Annotated in this window: 22 protein-coding genes; 17 read left to right on the top strand and 5 right to left on the bottom strand. The window is 71.9% G+C overall.

What is annotated here, in order from left to right; translation table 11 throughout:
• The first annotated feature begins 37 nt into the window (after window positions 1–37).
• The 14 genes from hisI (at window position 38) to pyk (ending at window position 16,377) form a co-directional block, all read left to right on the top strand.
• Window positions 38–517, top strand: coding sequence for a phosphoribosyl-AMP cyclohydrolase (gene hisI, locus ACTHAM_RS11060; protein ID WP_440687339.1), 480 nt, complete (start codon window positions 38–40; stop codon window positions 515–517).
• Window positions 514–2,076 (top strand): anthranilate synthase component I, encoded by a 1,563-nt coding sequence (locus ACTHAM_RS11055; protein ID WP_440687337.1) that lies wholly within the window; start codon window positions 514–516, stop codon window positions 2,074–2,076. Before hisI ends, ACTHAM_RS11055 begins: the two co-directional genes overlap by 4 nt.
• Complete coding sequence (locus ACTHAM_RS11050) at window positions 2,073–2,672, top strand: Trp biosynthesis-associated membrane protein (RefSeq protein ID WP_440687335.1); 600 nt, start codon at window positions 2,073–2,075, stop codon at window positions 2,670–2,672. The genes ACTHAM_RS11055 and ACTHAM_RS11050 overlap by 4 nt, the downstream gene beginning before the upstream one ends.
• Window positions 2,673–2,748: 76 nt before the next feature.
• On the top strand, window positions 2,749–3,051 hold the full coding sequence (locus ACTHAM_RS11045; RefSeq protein WP_440687333.1) for an HGxxPAAW family protein: 303 nt from the start codon (window positions 2,749–2,751) through the stop codon (window positions 3,049–3,051).
• Window positions 3,052–3,147: 96 nt separating this feature from the next.
• On the top strand, window positions 3,148–3,675 hold the full coding sequence (locus tag ACTHAM_RS11040) for a DUF4190 domain-containing protein (protein ID WP_440687331.1): 528 nt from the start codon (window positions 3,148–3,150) through the stop codon (window positions 3,673–3,675).
• Window positions 3,676–3,785: 110 nt separating this feature from the next.
• Entirely contained in the window at window positions 3,786–4,148 is a 363-nt protein-coding gene (locus ACTHAM_RS11035; protein WP_440687329.1) for a DUF2752 domain-containing protein, read from the top strand.
• Window positions 4,149–4,166: 18 nt separating this feature from the next.
• Window positions 4,167–4,688, top strand: a complete 522-nt coding sequence (locus tag ACTHAM_RS11030; protein WP_440687327.1) for a DUF4190 domain-containing protein — start codon at window positions 4,167–4,169, stop codon at window positions 4,686–4,688.
• A gap of 133 nt (window positions 4,689–4,821) precedes the next feature.
• Window positions 4,822–5,637, top strand: coding sequence for an indole-3-glycerol phosphate synthase TrpC (trpC, locus tag ACTHAM_RS11025; protein ID WP_440687325.1), 816 nt, complete (start codon window positions 4,822–4,824; stop codon window positions 5,635–5,637).
• 35 nt (window positions 5,638–5,672) lie between these two features.
• Complete coding sequence (trpB, locus tag ACTHAM_RS11020) at window positions 5,673–6,941, top strand: tryptophan synthase subunit beta (RefSeq protein ID WP_440687530.1); 1,269 nt, start codon at window positions 5,673–5,675, stop codon at window positions 6,939–6,941.
• Window positions 6,938–7,771, top strand: coding sequence for a tryptophan synthase subunit alpha (gene trpA / locus ACTHAM_RS11015; protein ID WP_440687323.1), 834 nt, complete (start codon window positions 6,938–6,940; stop codon window positions 7,769–7,771). Before trpB ends, trpA begins: the two co-directional genes overlap by 4 nt.
• On the top strand, window positions 7,768–8,655 hold the full coding sequence (lgt, locus tag ACTHAM_RS11010) for a prolipoprotein diacylglyceryl transferase (protein ID WP_440687321.1): 888 nt from the start codon (window positions 7,768–7,770) through the stop codon (window positions 8,653–8,655). The genes trpA and lgt overlap by 4 nt, the downstream gene beginning before the upstream one ends.
• A gap of 156 nt (window positions 8,656–8,811) precedes the next feature.
• Complete coding sequence (gltB, locus tag ACTHAM_RS11005) at window positions 8,812–13,383, top strand: glutamate synthase large subunit (protein WP_440687319.1); 4,572 nt, start codon at window positions 8,812–8,814, stop codon at window positions 13,381–13,383.
• Complete coding sequence (locus ACTHAM_RS11000) at window positions 13,376–14,851, top strand: glutamate synthase subunit beta (RefSeq protein WP_440687317.1); 1,476 nt, start codon at window positions 13,376–13,378, stop codon at window positions 14,849–14,851. Before gltB ends, ACTHAM_RS11000 begins: the two co-directional genes overlap by 8 nt.
• A 95-nt stretch (window positions 14,852–14,946) precedes the next feature.
• Entirely contained in the window at window positions 14,947–16,377 is a 1,431-nt protein-coding gene (gene pyk / locus ACTHAM_RS10995) for a pyruvate kinase (RefSeq protein WP_440687315.1), read from the top strand.
• A gap of 165 nt (window positions 16,378–16,542) precedes the next feature.
• Here the strand turns inward: pyk and ACTHAM_RS10990 are convergent, their stop codons facing one another.
• Window positions 16,543–17,640: an EamA family transporter gene (locus ACTHAM_RS10990; protein WP_440687313.1), complete on the bottom strand. Its 1,098-nt coding sequence runs from the start codon at window positions 17,638–17,640 to the stop codon at window positions 16,543–16,545.
• Between the two features lie 39 nt (window positions 17,641–17,679).
• Between ACTHAM_RS10990 and ACTHAM_RS10985 the strand changes: the two genes are divergently transcribed.
• From ACTHAM_RS10985 to ACTHAM_RS10975, 3 genes are all read left to right on the top strand, one after another.
• Complete coding sequence (locus ACTHAM_RS10985) at window positions 17,680–18,207, top strand: MarR family winged helix-turn-helix transcriptional regulator (RefSeq protein ID WP_440687311.1); 528 nt, start codon at window positions 17,680–17,682, stop codon at window positions 18,205–18,207.
• Window positions 18,208–18,305: 98 nt separating this feature from the next.
• The gene (locus ACTHAM_RS10980; protein ID WP_440687309.1) at window positions 18,306–18,545 is read left to right on the top strand and encodes a DUF1918 domain-containing protein; all 240 of its coding nucleotides are present in this window, start codon (window positions 18,306–18,308) and stop codon (window positions 18,543–18,545) included.
• Between the two features lie 90 nt (window positions 18,546–18,635).
• Complete coding sequence (locus ACTHAM_RS10975) at window positions 18,636–19,022, top strand: hypothetical protein (protein ID WP_440687307.1); 387 nt, start codon at window positions 18,636–18,638, stop codon at window positions 19,020–19,022.
• Window positions 19,023–19,082: 60 nt separating this feature from the next.
• On the opposite strand, the gene rpmF is transcribed toward ACTHAM_RS10975, so the two are convergent.
• The 4 genes from rpmF to rpsN are packed head-to-tail and all read right to left on the bottom strand — an operon-like array spanning window position 19,083 to window position 19,960.
• A complete protein-coding gene (rpmF, locus tag ACTHAM_RS10970; protein ID WP_440687305.1) occupies window positions 19,083–19,253 on the bottom strand; it encodes a 50S ribosomal protein L32 in 171 nt (56 codons plus the stop codon).
• Window positions 19,253–19,375, bottom strand: a complete 123-nt coding sequence (gene ykgO, locus ACTHAM_RS10965; protein WP_440687303.1) for a type B 50S ribosomal protein L36 — start codon at window positions 19,373–19,375, stop codon at window positions 19,253–19,255. The genes rpmF and ykgO overlap by 1 nt, the downstream gene beginning before the upstream one ends.
• Entirely contained in the window at window positions 19,372–19,644 is a 273-nt protein-coding gene (locus tag ACTHAM_RS10960; protein WP_440687301.1) for a type B 50S ribosomal protein L31, read from the bottom strand. Before ACTHAM_RS10960 ends, ykgO begins: the two co-directional genes overlap by 4 nt.
• A 10-nt stretch (window positions 19,645–19,654) precedes the next feature.
• Window positions 19,655–19,960: a 30S ribosomal protein S14 gene (gene rpsN / locus ACTHAM_RS10955; RefSeq protein ID WP_440687299.1), complete on the bottom strand. Its 306-nt coding sequence runs from the start codon at window positions 19,958–19,960 to the stop codon at window positions 19,655–19,657.
• Window position 19,961 lies beyond the last annotated feature (1 nt).

Here is a 19,961-nt window from a genome sequence, read left to right as displayed (position 1 = left end):
GCCGTGCCACCGGCGACGGGCGTGGCAGGATCGTCGCGTGCCCGCCACGACGACCCCGCAGACACCCCGACCCGCCGAGGACGCCCGGCTCGACCCCGCGGTCGCGGCACGGCTGCGTCGCGACGACGCGGGCCTGGTCGCCGCCGTCGTGCAGCAGCACGACACCCGTGAGGTCCTCATGGTCGGCTGGATGGACGACGAGGCCCTGCACCGCACCCTGACCACCGGCAGGGTCACGTTCTGGAGCCGCTCGCGCCAGGAGTACTGGCGCAAGGGCGACACCTCCGGCCACGCCCAGTACGTCAAGGCCGTCAGCCTCGACTGCGACGGTGACGCCCTGCTGGTCGAGGTCGACCAGGTCGGCGCCGCCTGCCACACGGGCACCCGCACCTGCTTCGAGGCCGGTGGACCGCTGAGCGTCCTCGTCGGCTCTGCTCCCGCCGGGTCGGCGGACATGCCCCCGGCCACGACCCCTGGCACGACCCCAGCCATCCCCGCCACCGAAGGAGACCGATGAGCGCGGCCGCCACCGACGTCACCACGGCGCAGGTCCCCTGGGGTACCACCTGGCCCCTGCTCGAGGGCTTCCGCGCGCTGGCGCGTGACCGGCGTGTGGTCCCCGTGGTCCGGCGCCTGCTCGCCGACGACGTCACCCCCGTGGGGCTCTACCGGCAGCTCGCGGCCGGACGCCCGGGCACCTTCGTGCTGGAGTCCGCCGAGTCGGACGGCACCTGGTCGCGCTACTCGTTCGTCGGCGTGCGCTCGCGGGCCACGCTCACGGTGCGGGAGGGGCGCGCGGTGTGGGTCGGCGACGTGCCCGTCGGTGTGCCGACGGAGGGCGACGTGCTCGAGGTGCTCGCGCGCACCCTGGAGGTGCTGCGTACCCCGGCCGTGCCTGGCCTGCCGCCGTTGACGGGTGGCCTGGTCGGGGCGCTCGGCTGGGACGTCGTGCGGCACTGGGAGCCCACCCTGCCGGCCCGGGCACCCGACGAGCTCGGGGTACCCGAGGTCACGCTCCTGCTGGCCACCGACCTGGCCGTGGTCGACCACCAGGACGGGTCGGTGTGGCTGGTGGCGAACGCGATCAACTTCGACGACACCGACGAGCGCGTCGACGAGGCGTACTCCGACGCGCTGGCCCGGCTCGACGCCATGCAGGCGGCGCTCGCGCACCCGCCGCAGCCCGCGCTGGCGGCGCTGGTCGACGTCGCCGAGCCCGAGCTCGAGTTCCGCTCGACGCAGGAGGAGTTCGAGGCCTGGGTGGGTCGCGGGCAGGAGGCGATCCGTGACGGCGACGTGTTCCAGGTGGTGCTCTCGCAGCGCCTCGACCTGGACTGCCCGGCCGAGCCCATCGACGTGTACCGCGTGCTGCGGACCATCAACCCGAGCCCGTACATGTACTACCTGCAGCTGCAGGACGCCGACGGGCAGGACTTCGCCGTCGTCGGTTCCAGCCCGGAGACCCTGGTGAAGGTGACCGACGGGCGGGTGGTGACGTTCCCGATCGCCGGCTCGCGCCCGCGCGGCGCCACCCCCGAGCAGGACCGCGCGCTGCACGACGAGGTCCTGGCCGACCCCAAGGAGCGCGCCGAGCACATCATGCTCGTCGACCTGTCCCGCAACGACCTGGTCAAGGTGTGCGACCCGGCCTCGGTCGAGGTCGTCGAGTTCATGGCGGTCAAGCGCTACTCGCACATCATGCACATCTGCTCGACGGTGGTCGGGCGGCTGCGGGCCGGGGCGTCGGCGTTGGAGACGCTGATCGCGACGTTCCCGGCCGGGACGCTCTCGGGCGCGCCGAAGCCGCGCGCCATCGCGCTCATCGACGAGATCGAGCCGGCCCGACGCGGTATCTACGGCGGCACGGTCGGGTACTTCGACTTCGCCGGCGACATGGACATGGCGATCGCCATCCGCACGGCGCTGATCCGTGGCGGGCGCGCCAGCGTGCAGGCCGGCGGCGGCATCGTGGCGGACTCGGTGCCCGGCCTGGAGTACGCCGAGTCGCGCAACAAGGCCGCCGCTGCCGTGCGGGCCGTGCAGCTGGCGGCGCGGCTGCGGTCAGCCGCGAGGTGAGCGACGCCCCGGACGCGACCCGACCGGCGGCGGGTGGCCGCGCGCGCCGTGGGCGTGCTGTCCTCGTCCTGGCAGCGCTGGCCGCTCTGACCGCGCTGGTGCACGTGCCGACGTGGCTCACGGTGACGGGGACGTCCGCCGCTCAGGGGGGTGTGACGGTGGTGGCCACGGGGACCGCGGTCTCGCCGTCGGGGATGGCGGCCGCTGTGGTGCTGCTCGCGGCGGCCGGTGCGGTGGCGCTGGTGGGCAGGGCCGGCCGGTGGGTCGTGGGTGCGGTCGTGGCCGCCGCCGGCCTGCTGGTGGTCGTCTCGACGGTGCTCGTCCTGCGGGACACCCCGGCCGCGATCCGCCCGGTGGTGGTCGAGGTGACGGGGGTGGGTGCGTTCGTCGGTCCGGTGGCGACGTCGCCGTGGCCGTGGATGGCGGTGGCCGTCGGGGTCCTGGTGGTGCTCGGGGCGGGGTGGCTGCTGCGGGCCGCGCGGCGCTGGCCGGTGCCGAGCCGCCGGTACGAGAGCGCACCGGCGGCGCCCGCCGCCGCGCCGGAGGACGATCGGGCCGTGTGGGACGCCCTCAGCCGCGGCGACGACCCGAGCTGAGTTGCCGCACCATCGCCGGAGGACGTTCGTCCTGGTCCGCTAGGGTGGTGGCAGCACCGAGCACGAAGGGCACACCATGACTGACGACACCCTCGCGCACCGCGCGCAGCACGCCACCCGCACCGAGTCGGTGCACCTGCCGCCGAGCGTGGCACCCACCAACCACGGACACACCACCGCCGCGTGGACCACGACCATCGTCGTGGTCCTGGGCGCCGTGGTGGCCGCCGTCGGCATGGTCGCCGCGCTGGCCTGGCTGGCGTGGTCGGGTGGGGCGGTCATGCTGCTCGGCCTCGTGCTCGGCAAGGTGCTCCAGGTGCTCGGCTACGGCCAGGGCGGGGCGCAGACGCTCGCCCGGCAGGCCGGCGCGGCGCACTGAGCCAGGCCGCCCACCCAGGGCGGCGAACGTGACCCACCCCGCCACACGACCCTGCGCGGACGCTCCCGCCCGCGCACCACGATCCGAGGAGGACCGTTGTCGACTCCCGACCAGCCGCAGGACCCGTTCGCCGTGGGCGGCCAGGCTCCGCAGCCTGGCGCCACACCGCCGCCTGCCCAGCCTGGCGCAGCACCGCAGTACCCGGCGGCGCCCCAGTACCCGGCCGCACCGCAGTACCCGGCTGCTCCCCAGTACCCGGCGGCGCCGCAGCCCGGCGCACCCCAGTACCCGGGCGGCCAGTACCTGGGTGCGCCGCAGTACGGACAGGGCGCCTACGCACCGATGGGGTACCCCAAGAACAGCCTCGGTGTGTGGACCTTCGTGCTCGGCATCGTGGGCTTCCTGCTGTGCGGCCCGTTCACCGCGATCCCTTCGCTGATCGTCGGTGCCAAGGCGCGCAAGGCGGTCGCGTCCGGTGAGGCCAACAACGGCGGCCTGACCACTGCGGGCATCGTGATCGCGTGGATCACCCTGGCCTTCTGGGTGCTCAGCGTCGTGTACCTGGCACTGAACTGGGACACGTTCGTGGACTCCTTCAACGCCGGTTACGACTCCACGTACTGACGGGGAGCTGCGCAGTGCCGGGCGCCGAGGTCGGAGGGGACCTGCTCCCCGCTGGTTCTGGTGCCCACGGGGCGGTCCCCACCACGCGGTGGTGGGGACCGCCCCTCGCCATGGCCGCGGTCGCTGCGGGCCTGACGGCGGTGGTCGTCTGGCGCGACCCGCACGTGGGCGGGAGCCTGGGGTTCTGCCCGCTGCGGGTGCTGACGGGGTGGGCGTGCCCTGCCTGCGGCGCGCTGCGCGCCACTGACGACCTGGTGCACGGTGATCTCGCGGGGGCGTGGGCGCACAACCCGCTGTGGGTGGCGCTGACGCCGCTGCTCGTGGTGATGTGGGTGCGGTGGGTGGCCCGGCGTCGGGCAGGCAGCCCTGCCCGCCCGCTCTCGCCGCGGTGGGGCATCGGTGGGCTGGCCGTGCTGCTGGTGTTCGCGGTGGCGCGCAACCTGCCAGCCTGGCAGCCGTTCCTCGGTCCCTGACCCGTACGAAGGAGTCCCATGTCGGACCAGCCCGCCTCCGCAGAACCGCAGCCCCCCGCCGAGAGCGGTGCCGCCGTCGGCCCGGTGCCCGGCGCACCGGAGCCGCCGCCGGTCGCCCCTCAGCAGGCCCCGTACCAGCCGGGTGCCTACCCGCAGACCCCGTACCAAGGTGCCTACCCGCAGACCCCGTACCAAGGTACCTACCCGCAGGCCCCGTACCAGGCTGCCTACCCGCAGGGCGCCTCCGTGCAGCCGTACCCCAAGAACGACCTCGCCGTCTGGTCGTTCGTGCTGGGCCTGGCGGGCCTCGTGCTCGGCTGCATGCTGGTGACGGGCATCCCGGCGGTCATCGTCGGCCGGAACGCCCAGCGTGCGGTGGCGGCGGGAGAGGCCAACAACGGCGGCCTCGCCACGGCGGGCATCATCCTGGGTTGGGTGTCCATCGCGTTGACGGCCGTGCTCGTCGTGCTCTTCGGCTTCCTGCTCGTGCTCGGGGTCGCCCTGCCGTTCGCGATCACGCAGTCGTCGTCCGTCGGCTGACCCGCGCGGGGCCGCGTCCCACCCATCGACCCCGTGGTCAAGTGCCGTTCGTCACCCCTCTACGATGGCAAGGGACGGCCGCCGCGCCCAGGGGGCATGTCGGGGTGGCCGCACGAGGGGAAGGGTGACGCCGATGGCGACCGTGCTGGACGAGATCGTCGCAGGGGTACGGGAAGACCTGGCCGTGCGCGAGGCGACGACGCCTCTGGCGGCCCTGAAGGAGCTGGCCGCCCGGCGCACGTCGGCCCTGGACGCCGTGAGCCGGCTCAAGGTGGCCGACGCGGTGACCGTGATCGCCGAGGTCAAGCGCTCGAGCCCGAGCAAGGGTGAGCTCGCCACGATCTCCGACCCGGCGGCACTGGCGGCCGAGTACGAGAAGGGCGGCGCGTGCGTCATCTCGGTGCTCACCGAGCAGCGGCGGTTCCGCGGATCGCTCGCCGACCTCGACGCGGTCCGTGCGCAGGTCGACATCCCCGTGCTGCGCAAGGACTTCGTGGTCACGCCGTATCAGGTGTGGGAGGCGCGGGCGCACGGCGCCGACCTCGTGCTGCTCATCGTGGCGGCGCTCGAGCAGACCGTCCTGGAGTCGTTGGTGGAGCGGGTGCACTCCCTGGGCATGACGGCCCTGGTGGAGGTGCACGACACCGAGGAGGTCGCCCGGGCGGTCGATGCCGGCGCCCGGGTCATCGGCGTGAACGCGCGCAACCTCAAGACGCTCGACGTCGACCGCACGACCTTCTCCCGGGTGGCGCCGGCGATCCCGTCGGACGTGGTGAAGATCGCCGAGTCCGGGGTGCGCGGTCCGCACGACGTCATGGACTTCGCCCGGGCAGGTGCCGACGCGGTGCTGGTCGGTGAGGCGCTGGTCACGGACGACGCCCCGCGACAGTCCGTGGCCGACCTCGTGGCCGCCGGCGCGCACCCCTCGCTGCGGGCGGTGCGCCAGTGAGCGGGCGTCCCGAGCCGACGGACCTGCACCGCACGATGCAGGAGGCGCAGGGCCCGTTGTCGACGCATGCCGGCCCCTACTTCGGCGAGTTCGGTGGTCGGTTCGTCCCCGAGGCGCTCGTCGCCGCGCTCGACGAGCTGGAGACCGCGTTCCACAAGGCGCAGGCCGACCCGGCGTTCGCGGCCGAGCTGGCCCGGTTGCACCGCACGTACACGGGCCGTCCGAGCCCGCTGACCGAGGTCCCGCGGTTCGCGGCTCACGTCGGTGAGCACGTGCGGGTGTTCCTCAAGCGCGAGGACCTCAACCACACGGGTTCGCACAAGATCAACAACGTGCTGGGGCAGGCGCTGCTGGTCAAGCGCATGGGCAAGAAGCGCGTCATCGCCGAGACGGGTGCCGGGCAGCACGGAGTCGCCACGGCCACCGCAGCCGCCCTGCTCGACCTCGAGTGCACGGTGTACATGGGCGAGGAGGACACGCGGCGGCAGGCGCTGAACGTGGCCCGCATGCGCCTGCTCGGTGCCGAGGTGATCCCGGTGACGATCGGCTCGCGCACGCTCAAGGACGCCATCAACGAGGCGTTGCGCGACTGGGTGGCCAACGTCGACACGACGCACTACCTGCTGGGCACGGTGACCGGTCCGCACCCGTTCCCCGAGATGGTGCGCGACTTCCACAAGATCATCGGCGAGGAGGCCCGCGCGCAGCTGCTCGCGGAGACCGGGCGTCTGCCCGAGGCCGTCCTGGCGTGCGTGGGCGGCGGCTCGAACGCCATGGGCATCTTCAACGCGTTCCTCGACGAGCCCTCGGTGCGCCTGTTCGGCTTCGAGGCCGGCGGCCGCGCGATCACCCCTGGCGACCACGCGGCGCGGTTCTCGGGCGGGGTGCCGGGCGTGCTGCAGGGCACGCGCTCGTACCTGCTGCAGGACGAGGACGGCCAGACGATCCCCAGCCACTCGGTCTCCGCGGGGCTCGACTACCCGAGCGTCGGCCCGGAGCACGCGTGGCTGCACGACATCGGGCGCGCGCAGTACCGGCCGGTGTCCGACGAGCAGGCGATGGACGCGTTCTCGCTGCTGTGCCGCACGGAGGGCATCATCCCGGCGATCGAGTCGGCCCATGCCCTGGCCGGTGCGATCCTGCTGGGGCAGGAGGCGTCGACCTGGCCGGTCGAGCACGGGCAGGAGCCGATCCTGCTCGTCAACCTCTCGGGTCGTGGAGACAAGGACGTGGCGACCGCTGCGGCGTGGTTCGGTCTGGTGGACGACACGGCGGCGACGCCGACGGAGGGGGAGCGGCTGTGACCGCTGCGGTGGTGCCGTCGCAGACGGCGGACCTGCTCGACGGCCTGGGACGGGCTGCGCTCGTCGGCTACCTGCCGGTGGGCTACCCCGACGTGCCCACCTCCGTCGAGGCCGTGCGCACGCTCATCGACAACGGTGCCGACGTGGTCGAGCTGGGCATGCCCTACACGGACCCGTTGATGGACGGACCGGTCATCCAGCACGCCGTGGACACGGCGCTGCGCGGGGGCGTGCGGGTGCGCGACACGTTGCGGGCCGTGGAGCAGGTTGCCGGGCGGGGTGCGCCGATCCTGGTGATGACCTACTGGAACCTGGTGCTGCGGTACGGCGTCGAGGCCTTCGCCCGTGACCTGGCGGCGGCCGGTGGTGCGGGCCTGATCACACCCGACCTCATCCCTGACGAGGCGGGTGTGTGGATCGACGCCTCGGACGAGCACGGGCTGGACAGGGTGTTCCTGGTCGCCCCGAGCTCGACGCCTGAGCGTCTGGCCTCGACGGCCGCGGCGTGCCGCGGGTTCGTCTACGCGGCGTCCACCATGGGCGTCACGGGGGAGCGGGCGACGCTCGGGTCGGGAGCGGAGCGGCTCGTCGCGCAGACCCGTGCGGCGGGAGCCGCGCACGTGTGCGTCGGACTAGGTGTCTCGCGCCCCGACCAGGCGGCTCAGGTCGCCGCGTACGCCGACGGCGTCATCGTCGGCTCGGCGCTGGTTCGCGCGGTCAGCGAGGGTGTCCAGGACGGGACGGGCCTGGCGCCGCTGGCCAGGACTACCGCTGCGCTGGCCGACGGCGTGCGCTCGGTCGTCCGTCCTGCGGTCGGTTCGCCGTCATGATCCTGCCCGGCCAGCTGCTGGGCTCCATCCCGAGCCCGTCGCAGGGTGTCTGGCACCTCGGCCCGTTCCCCGTGCGCGCGTACTCCCTGGCGATCCTGCTCGGCATTGCCGCCGCCATCTGGATCACGCGCCGCCGGTGGGCGCAGCGTGGCGGTGAGCCGGACGACGTGCTGGAGATCGCGTTCTGGGCGGTCCCGTTCGGGATCGTCGGTGGCCGGATCTACCACGTCATCAGCTCGCCGCAGCAGTACTTCGGCGAGGGGGGTGACCCGTGGAGCGCGTTCGCGATCTGGGAGGGCGGCCTGGGCATCTGGGGCGCTGTCGCGTTCGGTGCCCTCGGCGCGTGGATCGGCTGTCGACGCCAGGGCGTGAAGCTGCCGCCGTGGGCCGATGCACTGGCACCCGGGTTGCTGGTCGCGCAGGCGTTGGGTCGGTTGGGCAACTGGTTCAACCAGGAGCTCTTCGGCGGGCCCACCACGCTGCCCTGGGGCCTGCAGATCGACGCGGCTCACCTGCCGCCGGGGGTCGATCCCGGCACGCTGTTCCATCCCACGTTCCTGTACGAGATGCTCTGGAACCTGGCGGCGGCTGCCGTGCTGGTCTGGGCCGATCGGCGCTTCCGGCTGGGCCACGGCCGCGTGTTCTGGCTCTACGTCGTGCTCTACACGCTCGGTCGCGGCTGGATCGAGCTGCTGCGCATCGACACGGCCAACCACGTGCTGGGGCTGCGGCTCAACGTCTGGACGTCGATCATCGTGTGCCTCGGTGCGCTGGTAGCGTTCGTGGTGGTCGGACGCCGGCATCCCGGACGTGAGGCGACCGTCCTGCTCACACCCCCCGCCGTGCAGGACGACGAGGAGGACGCGCAGAGTGCCGTGGGCTGATCCCACGGACACGTGCGCTCCATCTCACCAGGCACGCTACGGCCCCGGTGTTTCAGGGCTGTATCGTCGCCACACGGCTGGGCCGACGGCGTCCCACACGTTCCCCCTTTGTTCGTGCTAGACCCCGATCCGTCGGGGTCCGTGAGGACGGTGCTGATGTCGACGTCGCCCGCGAGCCCCGGAGCCATGATGGCGCCTTTCGCGCCTGGTCCGTCGGGGCTCTACGACCCGGCCGCCGAGCACGACGCCTGCGGCTTCGCCTTCGTGGCCACGCTGCGTGGCACCCCCGGTCGCGACATCGTCGACGCGGGCCTGACGGCGCTGCTCAACCTGGACCACCGCGGTGCCGTCGGCGCCGAGGAGGACTCCGGCGACGGCGCCGGCATCCTGACGCAGATCCCCGACGCGTTCTTCCGCGACGTCGTCGACGCGGATCTGCCGCCGGCGGGGTCGTACGCGATCGGCATGGCGTTCCTGCCGGTCGACGAGGCCGAGCGTGCTCGGGCGGTGCAGGCCATCGAGGCCATCGCCGCCGAGGAGAAGCTCGACGTGCTCGCGTGGCGCGACGTCACGGTCACGGCGGACCTGGTCGGTCCGACGGCGCGCTCATCCATGCCGCACTTCCGGCACCTGGTCGTGGCCGACCCTTCGCGTGAGCTGGCAGGCATCGACCTGGACCGGCGCACGTTCCGGCTGCGCAAGCGGGCCGAGCGCGAGGTCGGGGTCTACTTCGCCTCGCTGTCGGCACGCACCATCACCTACAAGGGCATGCTGACCACCGGCCAGCTCGAGCCGTTCTTCGCCGACCTGTCCGACCCGCGCTACGCGAGCGAGATCGCGCTGGTGCACTCGCGGTTCTCGACGAACACGTTCCCCTCGTGGCCGCTGGCGCACCCGTTCCGTCTGATCGCGCACAACGGCGAGATCAACACGGTGCGGGGCAACCGCAACTGGATGGCCGCCCGTGAGGGTCGGCTGTCCAGCGAGCTCATCGGCGACCTGGGCCCCCTCATGCCGGTCTGCACGCCCGGCGGCTCGGACTCGGGCAGCTTCGACGAGGTCCTCGAGCTGCTGCACCTGGCGGGGCGTTCCCTGCCGCACGCGGTGATGATGATGGTCCCCGAGGCGTGGGAGAACCACGCGCAGATGGACCCGGACCGCCGCGCGTTCTACGAGTACCACTCCACGCTCATCGAGCCGTGGGACGGCCCTGCCGCCATCACGTTCACCGACGGCACGCTCATCGGGTCGGTGCAGGACCGCAACGGCCTGCGCCCCGGCCGCTACTGGGTGACCGAGGACGGTCTGGTCGTCATGGCCTCCGAGGCGGGCGTGCTGGACCTCGACCCGGCGACCGTGGTGGCCAAGGGCCGCCTCGAGCCGGGCCGCATGTTCCTCGTCGACACCGGTCAGGGCCGGATCATCGAGGACGACGAGATCAAGGCCCAGCTGGCCGCGCAGCGGCCTTACGCGCAGTGGGTGCGTGAGCACTCGGTCGTCCTGGAGCAGCTGCCCGAGCGCGAGCACGTGGCGCACTCGGCGGCGTCCGTGCGCCGCCGGCAGCGCACGTTCGGGTACACCGAGGAGGAGCTGAAGGTCATCCTCAGCCCCATGGGCGCCACGGGTGCCGAGCCGCTGGGTGCCATGGGTTCGGACACGCCGGTCGCGGTGCTCTCGGCACGCCCCCGTCTGCTGTTCGACTACTTCACGCAGATGTTCGCCCAGGTCACCAACCCGCCGCTGGACGCGATCCGTGAGGAGCTGGTCACCGCGATCGGCGGTGCGATCGGCCCGGAGCCGAACCTGCTCGTCGACGGCCCGGAGCACGCCCGCAAGCTCGTGCTGCCGTTCCCGGTGCTCGACAACGACCAGCTGGCCAAGGTCGTGCACGTGGCCAAGGAGCCCTCGTTGGGGTTCCGTGCCACCACGATCCGGGGCCTGTACAAGGTCGACGGCGGCGGTGCTGCGCTGGAGGCGCGCCTCGAGGAGATCTTCGCCGAGGTCGACCAGGCGATCGCCGACGGCGTGAGCTTCCTGGTCCTGTCCGACCGGAACTCGGATGCGGACCTCGCGCCGATCCCGTCGCTGCTCCTGCTGTCGGCGGTGCACCACCACACGCTGCGGCGGCACACGCGCACGCAGATCTCGCTGGTCGTCGAGGCCGGTGACGTGCGCGAGGTGCACCACGTCGCGCTGCTCATCGGCTACGGCGCCGCCGCGGTGAACCCGTACCTGGCCATGGAGTCGGTCGAGGACCTGGCGCGCGGCGGGTACCTGCCGGGCGTCGCTCCCGAGAAGGCCGTCAAGAACCTCATCAAGGCGCTCGGCAAGGGTGTCCTGAAGGTCATGTCCAAGATGGGCATCTCCACGATCGCCTCGTACCGCGGTGCGCAGGTGTTCGAGGCGATCGGTCTGTCGCAGCCGCTGGTCGACCGGTACTTCGCCGGGACCACGAGCCGGCTGGGCGGCATCGGACTGGACGTCATCGCGGCCGAGGTGGCCGCGCGGCACGCCGACGCGTACCCGGCCAGCGGCAACCGTCAGCCGCACCAGCGGCTGGCTGTGGGTGGCGAGTACCAGTGGCGTCGTGACGGCGAGGACCACCTGTTCGACCCTGAGACGGTCTTCCGCCTGCAGCACGCCACGCGCACACGGCAGATGGACGTGTTCCGCCAGTACACGCAGCGGGTGAACGACCAGTCCTCGCGGCTGATGACCCTGCGTGGTCTGCTGGCGTTCAAGGAGGGCGAGCGCGAGAGCATCCCGCTCGACGAGGTCGAGCCGGTCTCCGAGATCGTCAAGCGGTTCAGCACCGGGGCGATGTCGTACGGGTCCATCTCCGCCGAGGCGCACGAGACCTTGGCCGTGGCGATGAACCAGCTGGGTGCCAAGTCGAACACCGGTGAGGGCGGCGAGGACCCCGAGCGTCTGCACGACCCGCGGCGACGTTCGGCGATCAAGCAGATCGCCTCGGGCCGGTTCGGCGTGACCAGCGAGTACCTGACCAACGCGGACGACATCCAGATCAAGCTCGCGCAGGGCGCCAAGCCCGGTGAGGGTGGTCAGCTGCCGGGCCACAAGGTGTACCCGTGGGTGGCCAAGACCCGGCACTCGACGCCGGGCGTGGGGCTCATCTCGCCCCCGCCGCACCACGACATCTACTCGATCGAGGACCTGGCGCAGCTGATCCACGACGCCAAGAACGCGAACCCGCGTGCGCGGATCCACACCAAGCTCGTCAGCGAGTTCGGTGTGGGAACCGTGGCGGCGGGCGTGACCAAGGCGCACGCCGACGTGGTGCTCATCTCGGGCCACGACGGCGGTACGGGCGCCAGCCCGCTGACGTCGCTGAAGCACGCGGGCACCCCGTGGGAGATCGGCCTGGCCGAGACCCAGCAGACCTTGGTGCTGAACAACCTGCGCGACCGTGTGGTCGTCCAGGTCGACGGTCAGCTCAAGACGGGCCGTGACGTGGTGATCGGGGCCCTGCTGGGCGCCGAGGAGTTCGGCTTCGCGACCGCTCCGCTGGTCGTGTCGGGCTGCATCATGATGCGCGTGTGCCACCTGGACACCTGTCCGGTCGGCGTGGCGACCCAGAACCCCGAGCTGCGGGGACGGTTCACCGGCAAGCCCGAGTTCGTGGTGACCTTCATGGAGTTCATCGCCCAGGAGGTGCGCGAGATCCTCGCGCAGCTGGGCTTCCGGACCCTGCTGGAGGCGGTCGGCCACGTCGAGCTGCTCGACACCCGCGCCGCGGTGGACCACTGGAAGGCCGAGGGGCTCGACCTGGCACCCGTGCTGGCTGTGCCGGAGCCGGCGCCCGGCTCGACCCTCTACCGCACCCGCTCGCAGGAGCACGGTCTGGAGCGCGCGCTCGACAACCAGCTCATCGCCCTGGCAGCGGACGCCCTCGAGCGCCGCGAGCCCGTGCGGATCGCGCTGCCGGTGCGCAACGTGAACCGCACGGTGGGCACGATGCTCGGCCACGAGGTCACACGTCGCTTCGGCGGCGAGGGCCTGCCCGACGACACGATCGACGTGACCCTGACGGGGTCGGCCGGCCAGTCCTTCGGGGCGTTCCTGCCCTCGGGCATCACGCTGCGCCTGTTCGGCGACGCGAACGACTACGTGGGCAAGGGCCTGTCCGGCGGGCGCATCGTGGTGCGCCCCGACCGCTCCGCGGTGCTGGCCTCCGAGCACAACGTCGTGGCCGGCAACGTCATCGGGTACGGGGCGACCACCGGTGAGATCTTCCTGCGCGGCCTGTCAGGCGAGCGGTTCGGCGTGCGCAACTCCGGCGCGACCCTGGTGGTCGAGGGTGTGGGCGACCACGGCTGCGAGTACATGACGGGCGGCACGGTCCTGGTGCTGGGTCGCACGGGGCGTAACTTCGCCGCGGGCATGTCCGGCGGCACTGCCTACGTGCTTGACCTGCAGCCGGCGCTGGTCAACCAGACGGCACTGGCGGCGGGGGAGTTCTCGCTGGCGCCGCTGGACGACGAGGACTGGACGCTGGTGCTCGGGCTGCTGCGCACGCACCTGCAGGAGACCGGTTCGCCGGTGGCCGAGCAGCTGCTGACCGACCCGGCCAGCCGTGCCCGGTTCACCCGGGTGCTGCCGACCGACTTCGACCGTGTGCGGCGCGCGTTGGCGCAGGCCGAGGCCGAGGGCCTCGACCCGTCGGCACCGGGGGTGTGGGACCAGATCCTGGAGGTGGCCCGTGGCTGACCACCGGGGTTTCCTCAAGGTTCGTGAGCGTGAGCTGCCGCCCAACCGCCCGGTTGAGGTGCGCCTGCGTGACTGGAAGGAAGTGCACGCCCACCGGCAGGAGGGTCAGCCGTTCCTGACGGAGCAGGCGGGTCGCTGCATGGACTGCGGCATCCCGTTCTGCCACAACGGCTGCCCGCTGGGGAACCTGATCCCCGAGTGGAACGACCTGGTGTGGCGCGGGCAGTGGTCCGACGCGATCGACCGGTTGCACGCGACGAACAACTTCCCGGAGTTCACGGGCCGCATCTGCCCGGCGCCGTGCGAGTCCAGCTGCGTGCTGGGCATCAACCAGCCGCCGGTCACGATCAAGAACATCGAGGTCTCGATCATCGACGAGGCCTTCGACCGGGGATACGTGACGCCCCAGGTGCCGCAGCGGCTCACCGGCCACACGGTGGCCGTCGTCGGCTCCGGGCCGGCGGGCCTGGCGGCCGCCCAGCAGCTGACGCGGGCCGGGCACACCGTGGTGGTGTACGAGCGGGACGACGCCATCGGCGGCCTGCTGCGGTACGGGGTGCCGGACTTCAAGCTCGAGAAGCACCACATCGACCGTCGTCTGGCGCAGATGGAGGCCGAGGGCACCCGTTTCCGGCCGGGCGTGGAGATCGGTCGGGACGTGACCTGGGCGCAGCTGCAGGCGCGGTTCGACGCGATCGTGGTAGCCACCGGCGCGACGGTTCCGCGCGAGCTGCAGGTCCCCGGGCGTGAGCTGCACGGTGTGCTGCCGGCCATGGAGTTCCTGCACCCGGCGAACGCCGCCGCCGCGGGGCGCCCGGTGCCCGGTCAGGTGACCGCCGAGGGCAAGCACGTGGTGATCATCGGAGGCGGCGACACCGGCTCGGACTGCCTGGGGACGGCGCTGCGCCAGGGGGCGGCCTCCGTCACGACCCTGGCGATCGGCAAGCAGCCGCCGACGCAGCGCCCGGCTCATCAGCCGTGGCCCACGGACCCGATCCTCTTCGAGGTGTCGTCCTCGCACGAGGAGGGCGGCGAGCGCCGCTACCTGGCCTCGACGGTGGCGTTCCTCGGCGGCGACGGGGACGACGCGGGTCACGTGCGTGCGCTGCGACTGGCCACCACCGAGTACCTCCCGGACGGGCGTCGAGTCCCGACCGAGGGCACCGAGCGTGAGATCCCGGCGGATCTCGTGCTCGTCGCGATGGGTTTCACGGGTCCGGAGACGTCGTTGCTGACCGAGCAGATCGGTGTCGGCCTGACCGACCGCGGGCTGCTCACGCGCAGCGACGACTTCGCGACCACCGTCCCCGGCGTGTTCGTCGCCGGTGACGCGGGCCGCGGGCAGTCGCTTGTGGTCTGGGCCATCGCCGAAGGACGTGCCGTCGCGGCGGCCGTCGACTCCTATCTGTCCGGGGCGACAGAGCTGCCCACGCCGGTCTCGGCGAGCACCGCGGCGCTGCGCCCCTGACTCACCCGGACCTGCGCCCTAGCGCCGACCGGCACGGTCGGCCCCGGGACGTTGGGACCGACCACCTGCACCAGGAAGGCAATAGGCTCGCCCTCATGCGTAGAGCAAAGATCGTCTGCACCATCGGACCCGTCACGGAGTCCGCCGAGCAGATCCAGGCCCTCGTCGACGCCGGTATGGACGTCGCACGGATCAACCGCAGCCACGGCGACACCGAGGCGCACGCCAAGGTGTACCAGAACGTGCGCGACGCCGCTCAGGCGTCGGGTCGTTCGGTCGCCGTCCTGGTCGACCTGCAGGGACCGAAGATCCGCCTCGGCCGCTTCGTCGAGGGTAAGCACGACCTCGCCGTGGGTGATGTGTTCACCATCACCACCGACGACGTCCCGGGCACCAAGGAGCTCGTCTCGACGACCCACAAGGGTCTGCCGCAGGACGCGCGCGTCGGCGACCCGCTGCTGATCGACGACGGCAAGGTCCTCGTGCGGGTCACCGCGGTCGAGGGCAACAACGTCGTGACCCGCGTGGAGGTCCCCGGCCCGGTCTCGAACAACAAGGGCATCAACCTGCCCGGCGTGGCCGTGTCGGTCCCCGCCATGAGCGACAAGGACGAGGAGGACCTGCGCTGGGCCCTCCAGATCGGCGCGGACATCATCGCGCTGTCGTTCGTGCGGTCCGCGGCGGACTACGACGACGTGCGTCGGATCATGGAGGAGGAGGGCCGGGTCGTCCCGGTCATCGCCAAGATCGAGAAGCCGCAGGCCGTCGAGAACCTCAACGAGATCGTCCAGGCGTTCGACGGCATTATGGTCGCCCGTGGCGACCTGGGCGTCGAGCTGCCCCTCGAGCAGGTGCCGCTGGTCCAGAAGCGCGCGGTCGAGCTGGCTCGCCGCAATGCCAAGCCGGTGATCGTGGCCACGCAGGTGCTCGAGTCGATGATCACGAACCCGCGCCCGACGCGGGCCGAGGCCTCCGACTGCGCCAACGCGGTGCTCGACGGCGCGGACGCGGTCATGCTCTCGGGCGAGACCAGCGTCGGCGACTACGCGATCGAGGCCGTGCGCACGATGGCGCGGATCATCGAGAACACCGAGGAGTTCGGCGGGGAGCGCATCGCGCCCCTCGGCTCGACGCCCTCGACGCGTGGTGGTGCGCTCACGCGTGCGGCCGCCGAGATCGGCGAGGCGCTCGACGTGAAGTACCTCGTCACGTTCACGCAGTCCGGTGACTCGGCGCGTCGGATGTCGCGCCTGCGTTCGTCGATCCCGCTGCTGGCCTTCACGCCGCGCGAGTCGGTGCGCAACGTCCTCTCGCTCAGCTGGGGCGTGCAGACGTACAACGTGCCGCAGGTCGAGCACTCCGACGCCATGGTCGCGCAGGTGGACCAGATGCTGCGGGCCAACGGCCTGGCCGAGGTCGGCGACTACGTGATCGTCGTGGCCGGTTCGCCGGTGGGCGTGATCGGGTCCACGAACTCGATCGTGGTGCACAAGATCGGCGACGAGAAGGGTGGCGACACGGTCTGAGACCGTTCGTCCTGATCTCGTCACGAAGGGCCCCGGAGCGCGTCTCCGGGGCCCTTCGTCATGTCCTTCCGGGAGGAAGGTCATGCACTTCCCAGGTGTTCCCCAGGCCCTGGTGAAGGGCCCGCGGAACGTGTGCGGCTTCACCCGTCCGCGGGGTCGAAGGTCCTATCGATGGGTGGTCAGAGGGGGACGATCGTGGAGGCATGAGCATGACGACGACGTCGGTTCCGACCCTCCCGCAGCAGAGCTTCCCGCAGTCGAGCTTCCCCCAGGCGACCTCGTTCCGGTCGGCGTTGGCGCCGCGGGCGTCGCGCACGACGCTGGCGCAGATCCTCCTGCTGCAGGCCGAGGACGACGATCTCCCGCAGTTCTGGGACTGATCTCCGCGGCGGGTGAGCGCCAGCGTCTCAGCGTGGCGCCGATCGACGGCTGGCCCAGCAGGACCCCGAGGAGCACGACGACGACGCCAGCGGTCTGCTGGGCGTTCAGGTGTTCGGACGCCACGAGCGTGCCGAGCAGGACCCCCGTGACGGGGTTGAGCAGCCCGACCAGTCCGACCGTGCCGGCGGGCAGGTGCCGAAGCCCTGCGTACCAGGCCAGGTAGGCGACGGCTGTGGCGACGAGCGAGACGTACGCGAACCCGATCAGGGCTCGGGTGTCGAGCTCTGGCGGGGCGCCTTCGACGGCCACCGCGACGGGCAGCAGCACCAGGGCTCCGGCGAGCAGCTGCCAGGCGGTCGACGACACGACGTCGACGCCGCCGCTCCATCGCGTGGCCAGCACGAAGCCGATCGACGACATGGTCATGGCGGCCACGGCGGCGGCCGCGCCCCACGGGTCGACGTCGGCGCCTGCCGTGAGCAGCATCAGGGCGACGCCCACGAGCCCGAGTGCGGCGCCCACGACGGCGAGCACGCGCGGTCGTTGTGCGAGCAGCAGCCAGGCGACGGCGATCATCACGACCGGCGAGGTGGCCATCACGGTCGATGCCACCGAGGTGGGTAGCAGCTGCGCGGCGACGTAGACGAGGGCGAAGAAGGCGCCGGTGGTGAGGGTGCCGAGCACGGCCGATCGCCACCACCACGCGCCGCGGGGCAGGCGACGGGACACGGCGAGCAGCACGATCCCCGCCGGCAGTGCGCGCAGCACCGCACCCCACAGCGGGTGGTCGAGCGGCAGGGCGTGCCGGGTGACCCAGTAGGTGGTTCCCCAGGTGATCGGGGCGATCGCGGTGACAAGCGACCAACGCCAGTTCGCTTCCATGGAAGACACTATAGCTTCCGTGGAAGATAGGCTGACGGGATGACGGTTCCGCACGACCGGCTCGACCGGATCCAGCAGGCCTGGGCGCGAGAACGACCAGACCTGGACGTCTCACCCCAGGGCGTGATCGGCAGGCTGCACCGGGTCGGCCTTCACCTGACGGACGAGCTCGTCGCGGTGTACCGGAAGCACGGGCTGGGGGAGGGTGACTTCGACGTGCTCGCCACCCTGCGCCGCGCCGGCGCGCCCTACGAGCGCACACCGAGCGATCTGGCCGAGAACACCCTTGTCACCTCCGGTGCGATGACCAAGCGGGTGGACCGGCTCGAGCGCGCCGGCCTGGTCAGCCGCCGGCCGAGCGAGCGCGACGGTCGCGGCCGGGTCGTCGCGCTCACCGCCGAGGGGCAGCGGGTCTTCGACGCCGCGTTCACCGAGCACATCGCCAACGAGCACCGCCTGGTCGCTGCGCTGAGTCCCGCCGAGGCGACCCAGCTCGCGGAACTGCTGCGCCGCTGGCTCGTCTCGTTCGAGCCGGCGCACGAGGACGGCCCCGCGACGCACCCGTGACAGCCGGACGCCCGGCCCGGCCTCGGCGGGGTCACGAACCCGCCAGCGATGGCGGACGCGCCCGGCGCTGCCTACCGTGGGTGAAGGAGGTGGGCATCATGCAGGCAGCCGTCGGTGACGAGGTCGTCGTCCACGGTCGCAGCGTCGGCTCGTCCGAACGCCACGGCCGGATCCTCGAGGTCAAGGGGGCAGACGGCGGACCGCCGTACACCGTGCTGTTCGACGACGGCCACGAGAGCCTCGTGTTCCCCGGCCCGGACCTGCAGCTCTACCACCACGAGACGGGGCAGCACGCCGGTGGGCACGCCCACCCCGGGTACGAGCCCGGCCCCCACTGACCTGATGGTCGTCACCGACGCGGCGAGCGTGCATCGCACCGCCCGGTCGTTGCCGTGGTGCGAGACGGCCACCAGCGCTACGGTCGGCCCATGATCCGGTTCCTGATCAGTGCGGGGATCTTCCTGGCCGCTGCCGCGATCGGCCTGCTGGTGGCGAACGCCGTGCTCGACGACTTCTCGGTGACGGCCGCCTCGTTCGTGTGGGTCGTGGTGATCTTCGCCGTGCTGCAGGCCGTGCTCGCGCCGTTCTTCCTCAAGACGACGCGCAAGAACGCGCCTGCGCTCATGGGTGCCACCGGCTTGATCGCGACCTACGTCGCGCTGGTGGTCACCGCGGTGGTCACCGACGGGCTCACCATCAGCGGGCTGAGCACGTGGCTCCTCGCCGGCCTCGTGGTGTGGCTCGCCACGATGCTCGCGGCCTTCCTGCTCCCGCTGGTGCTGGTCCGCAAGGCCGTCGACCAGCGCAGGGAGTAGTCGCACCACCTGCTCGTCGCCACGGGCCGTGCGGCTCGGCCGTGACGTCGTGGCACGGGCTCACCCGAGGTCGACGAGGCCGCGTTCCACCGCTCGGACGAGGCGTCGCGGCACCTCGACCGTGCGGCCGTCCGGGGTGCGGGCGGGCACGAGGTGCGCAGGGCTGGCCTTCCACTGCGACCGGCGTGCACGTGTGCCGCTGCGTGAGAGCTTGCGCTTGGGGACTGCCATCAGCCTTGCCTGGCCTTCCAGCGGGGATTCTTCTTGTTGATCACGAAGGTCTTCCCGTGGCGGCGGACCACGATGGTGCCCTCCTTCTGCTTGAGCGAGCGCAACGACGCGCGGACCTTCATCGGACCTCCTCGGACGGGTCGGGTGTGACGAGGCCGTAGCGCCGGCGGAACTTCTCGACGCGTCCGGCGGTGTCCAGCACGCGGGTGCGGCCGGTGTAGAACGGGTGGCTCGCGCACGACACGTCGATGTCGATGACCGGGTAGGTGTTGCCGTCCTCCCAGTCGATCGTGCGATCGGACGTGGCGGTCGACCGCGTGAGGAACGCGAAGTCCGCCGAGGCGTCCCGGAACACGACGGGTCGGTAGTCGGGGTGGATGCCCTGCTTCATGTCGTGCTCCTCACCAGCTCGACTTCGTGACACCGGGCAGCTCGCCGCGGTGTGCCATCTGGCGCATACGCACCCGTGACAACCCGAACTTGCCGAGGTGGCCGCGCGGGCGGCCGTCGGCGACATCCCGGTTGCGCACGCGCACGGGGCTCGCATCTCTGGGCAGCGCCTGAAGCGCCGCGCGGGCTGCGGCCCGCTCGGGTTCGCCGAGGTGGGGGTTCACCGCGGCGCGCTTGAGCTCGCGGCGGCGCTCGGCGTACCGGGCGACGGTCTCCTGGCGCTGCTCGTTGCGGGCGATCTTCGACTTCTTGGCCATC

Source organism: Cellulomonas soli (assembly GCF_052036975.1).
GTDB lineage: Bacteria > Actinomycetota > Actinomycetes > Actinomycetales > Cellulomonadaceae > Cellulomonas > Cellulomonas soli_A.
Note: the sequence above shows the minus strand (reverse complement) of the source record. Positions and strands in the feature narration are given on the sequence as shown.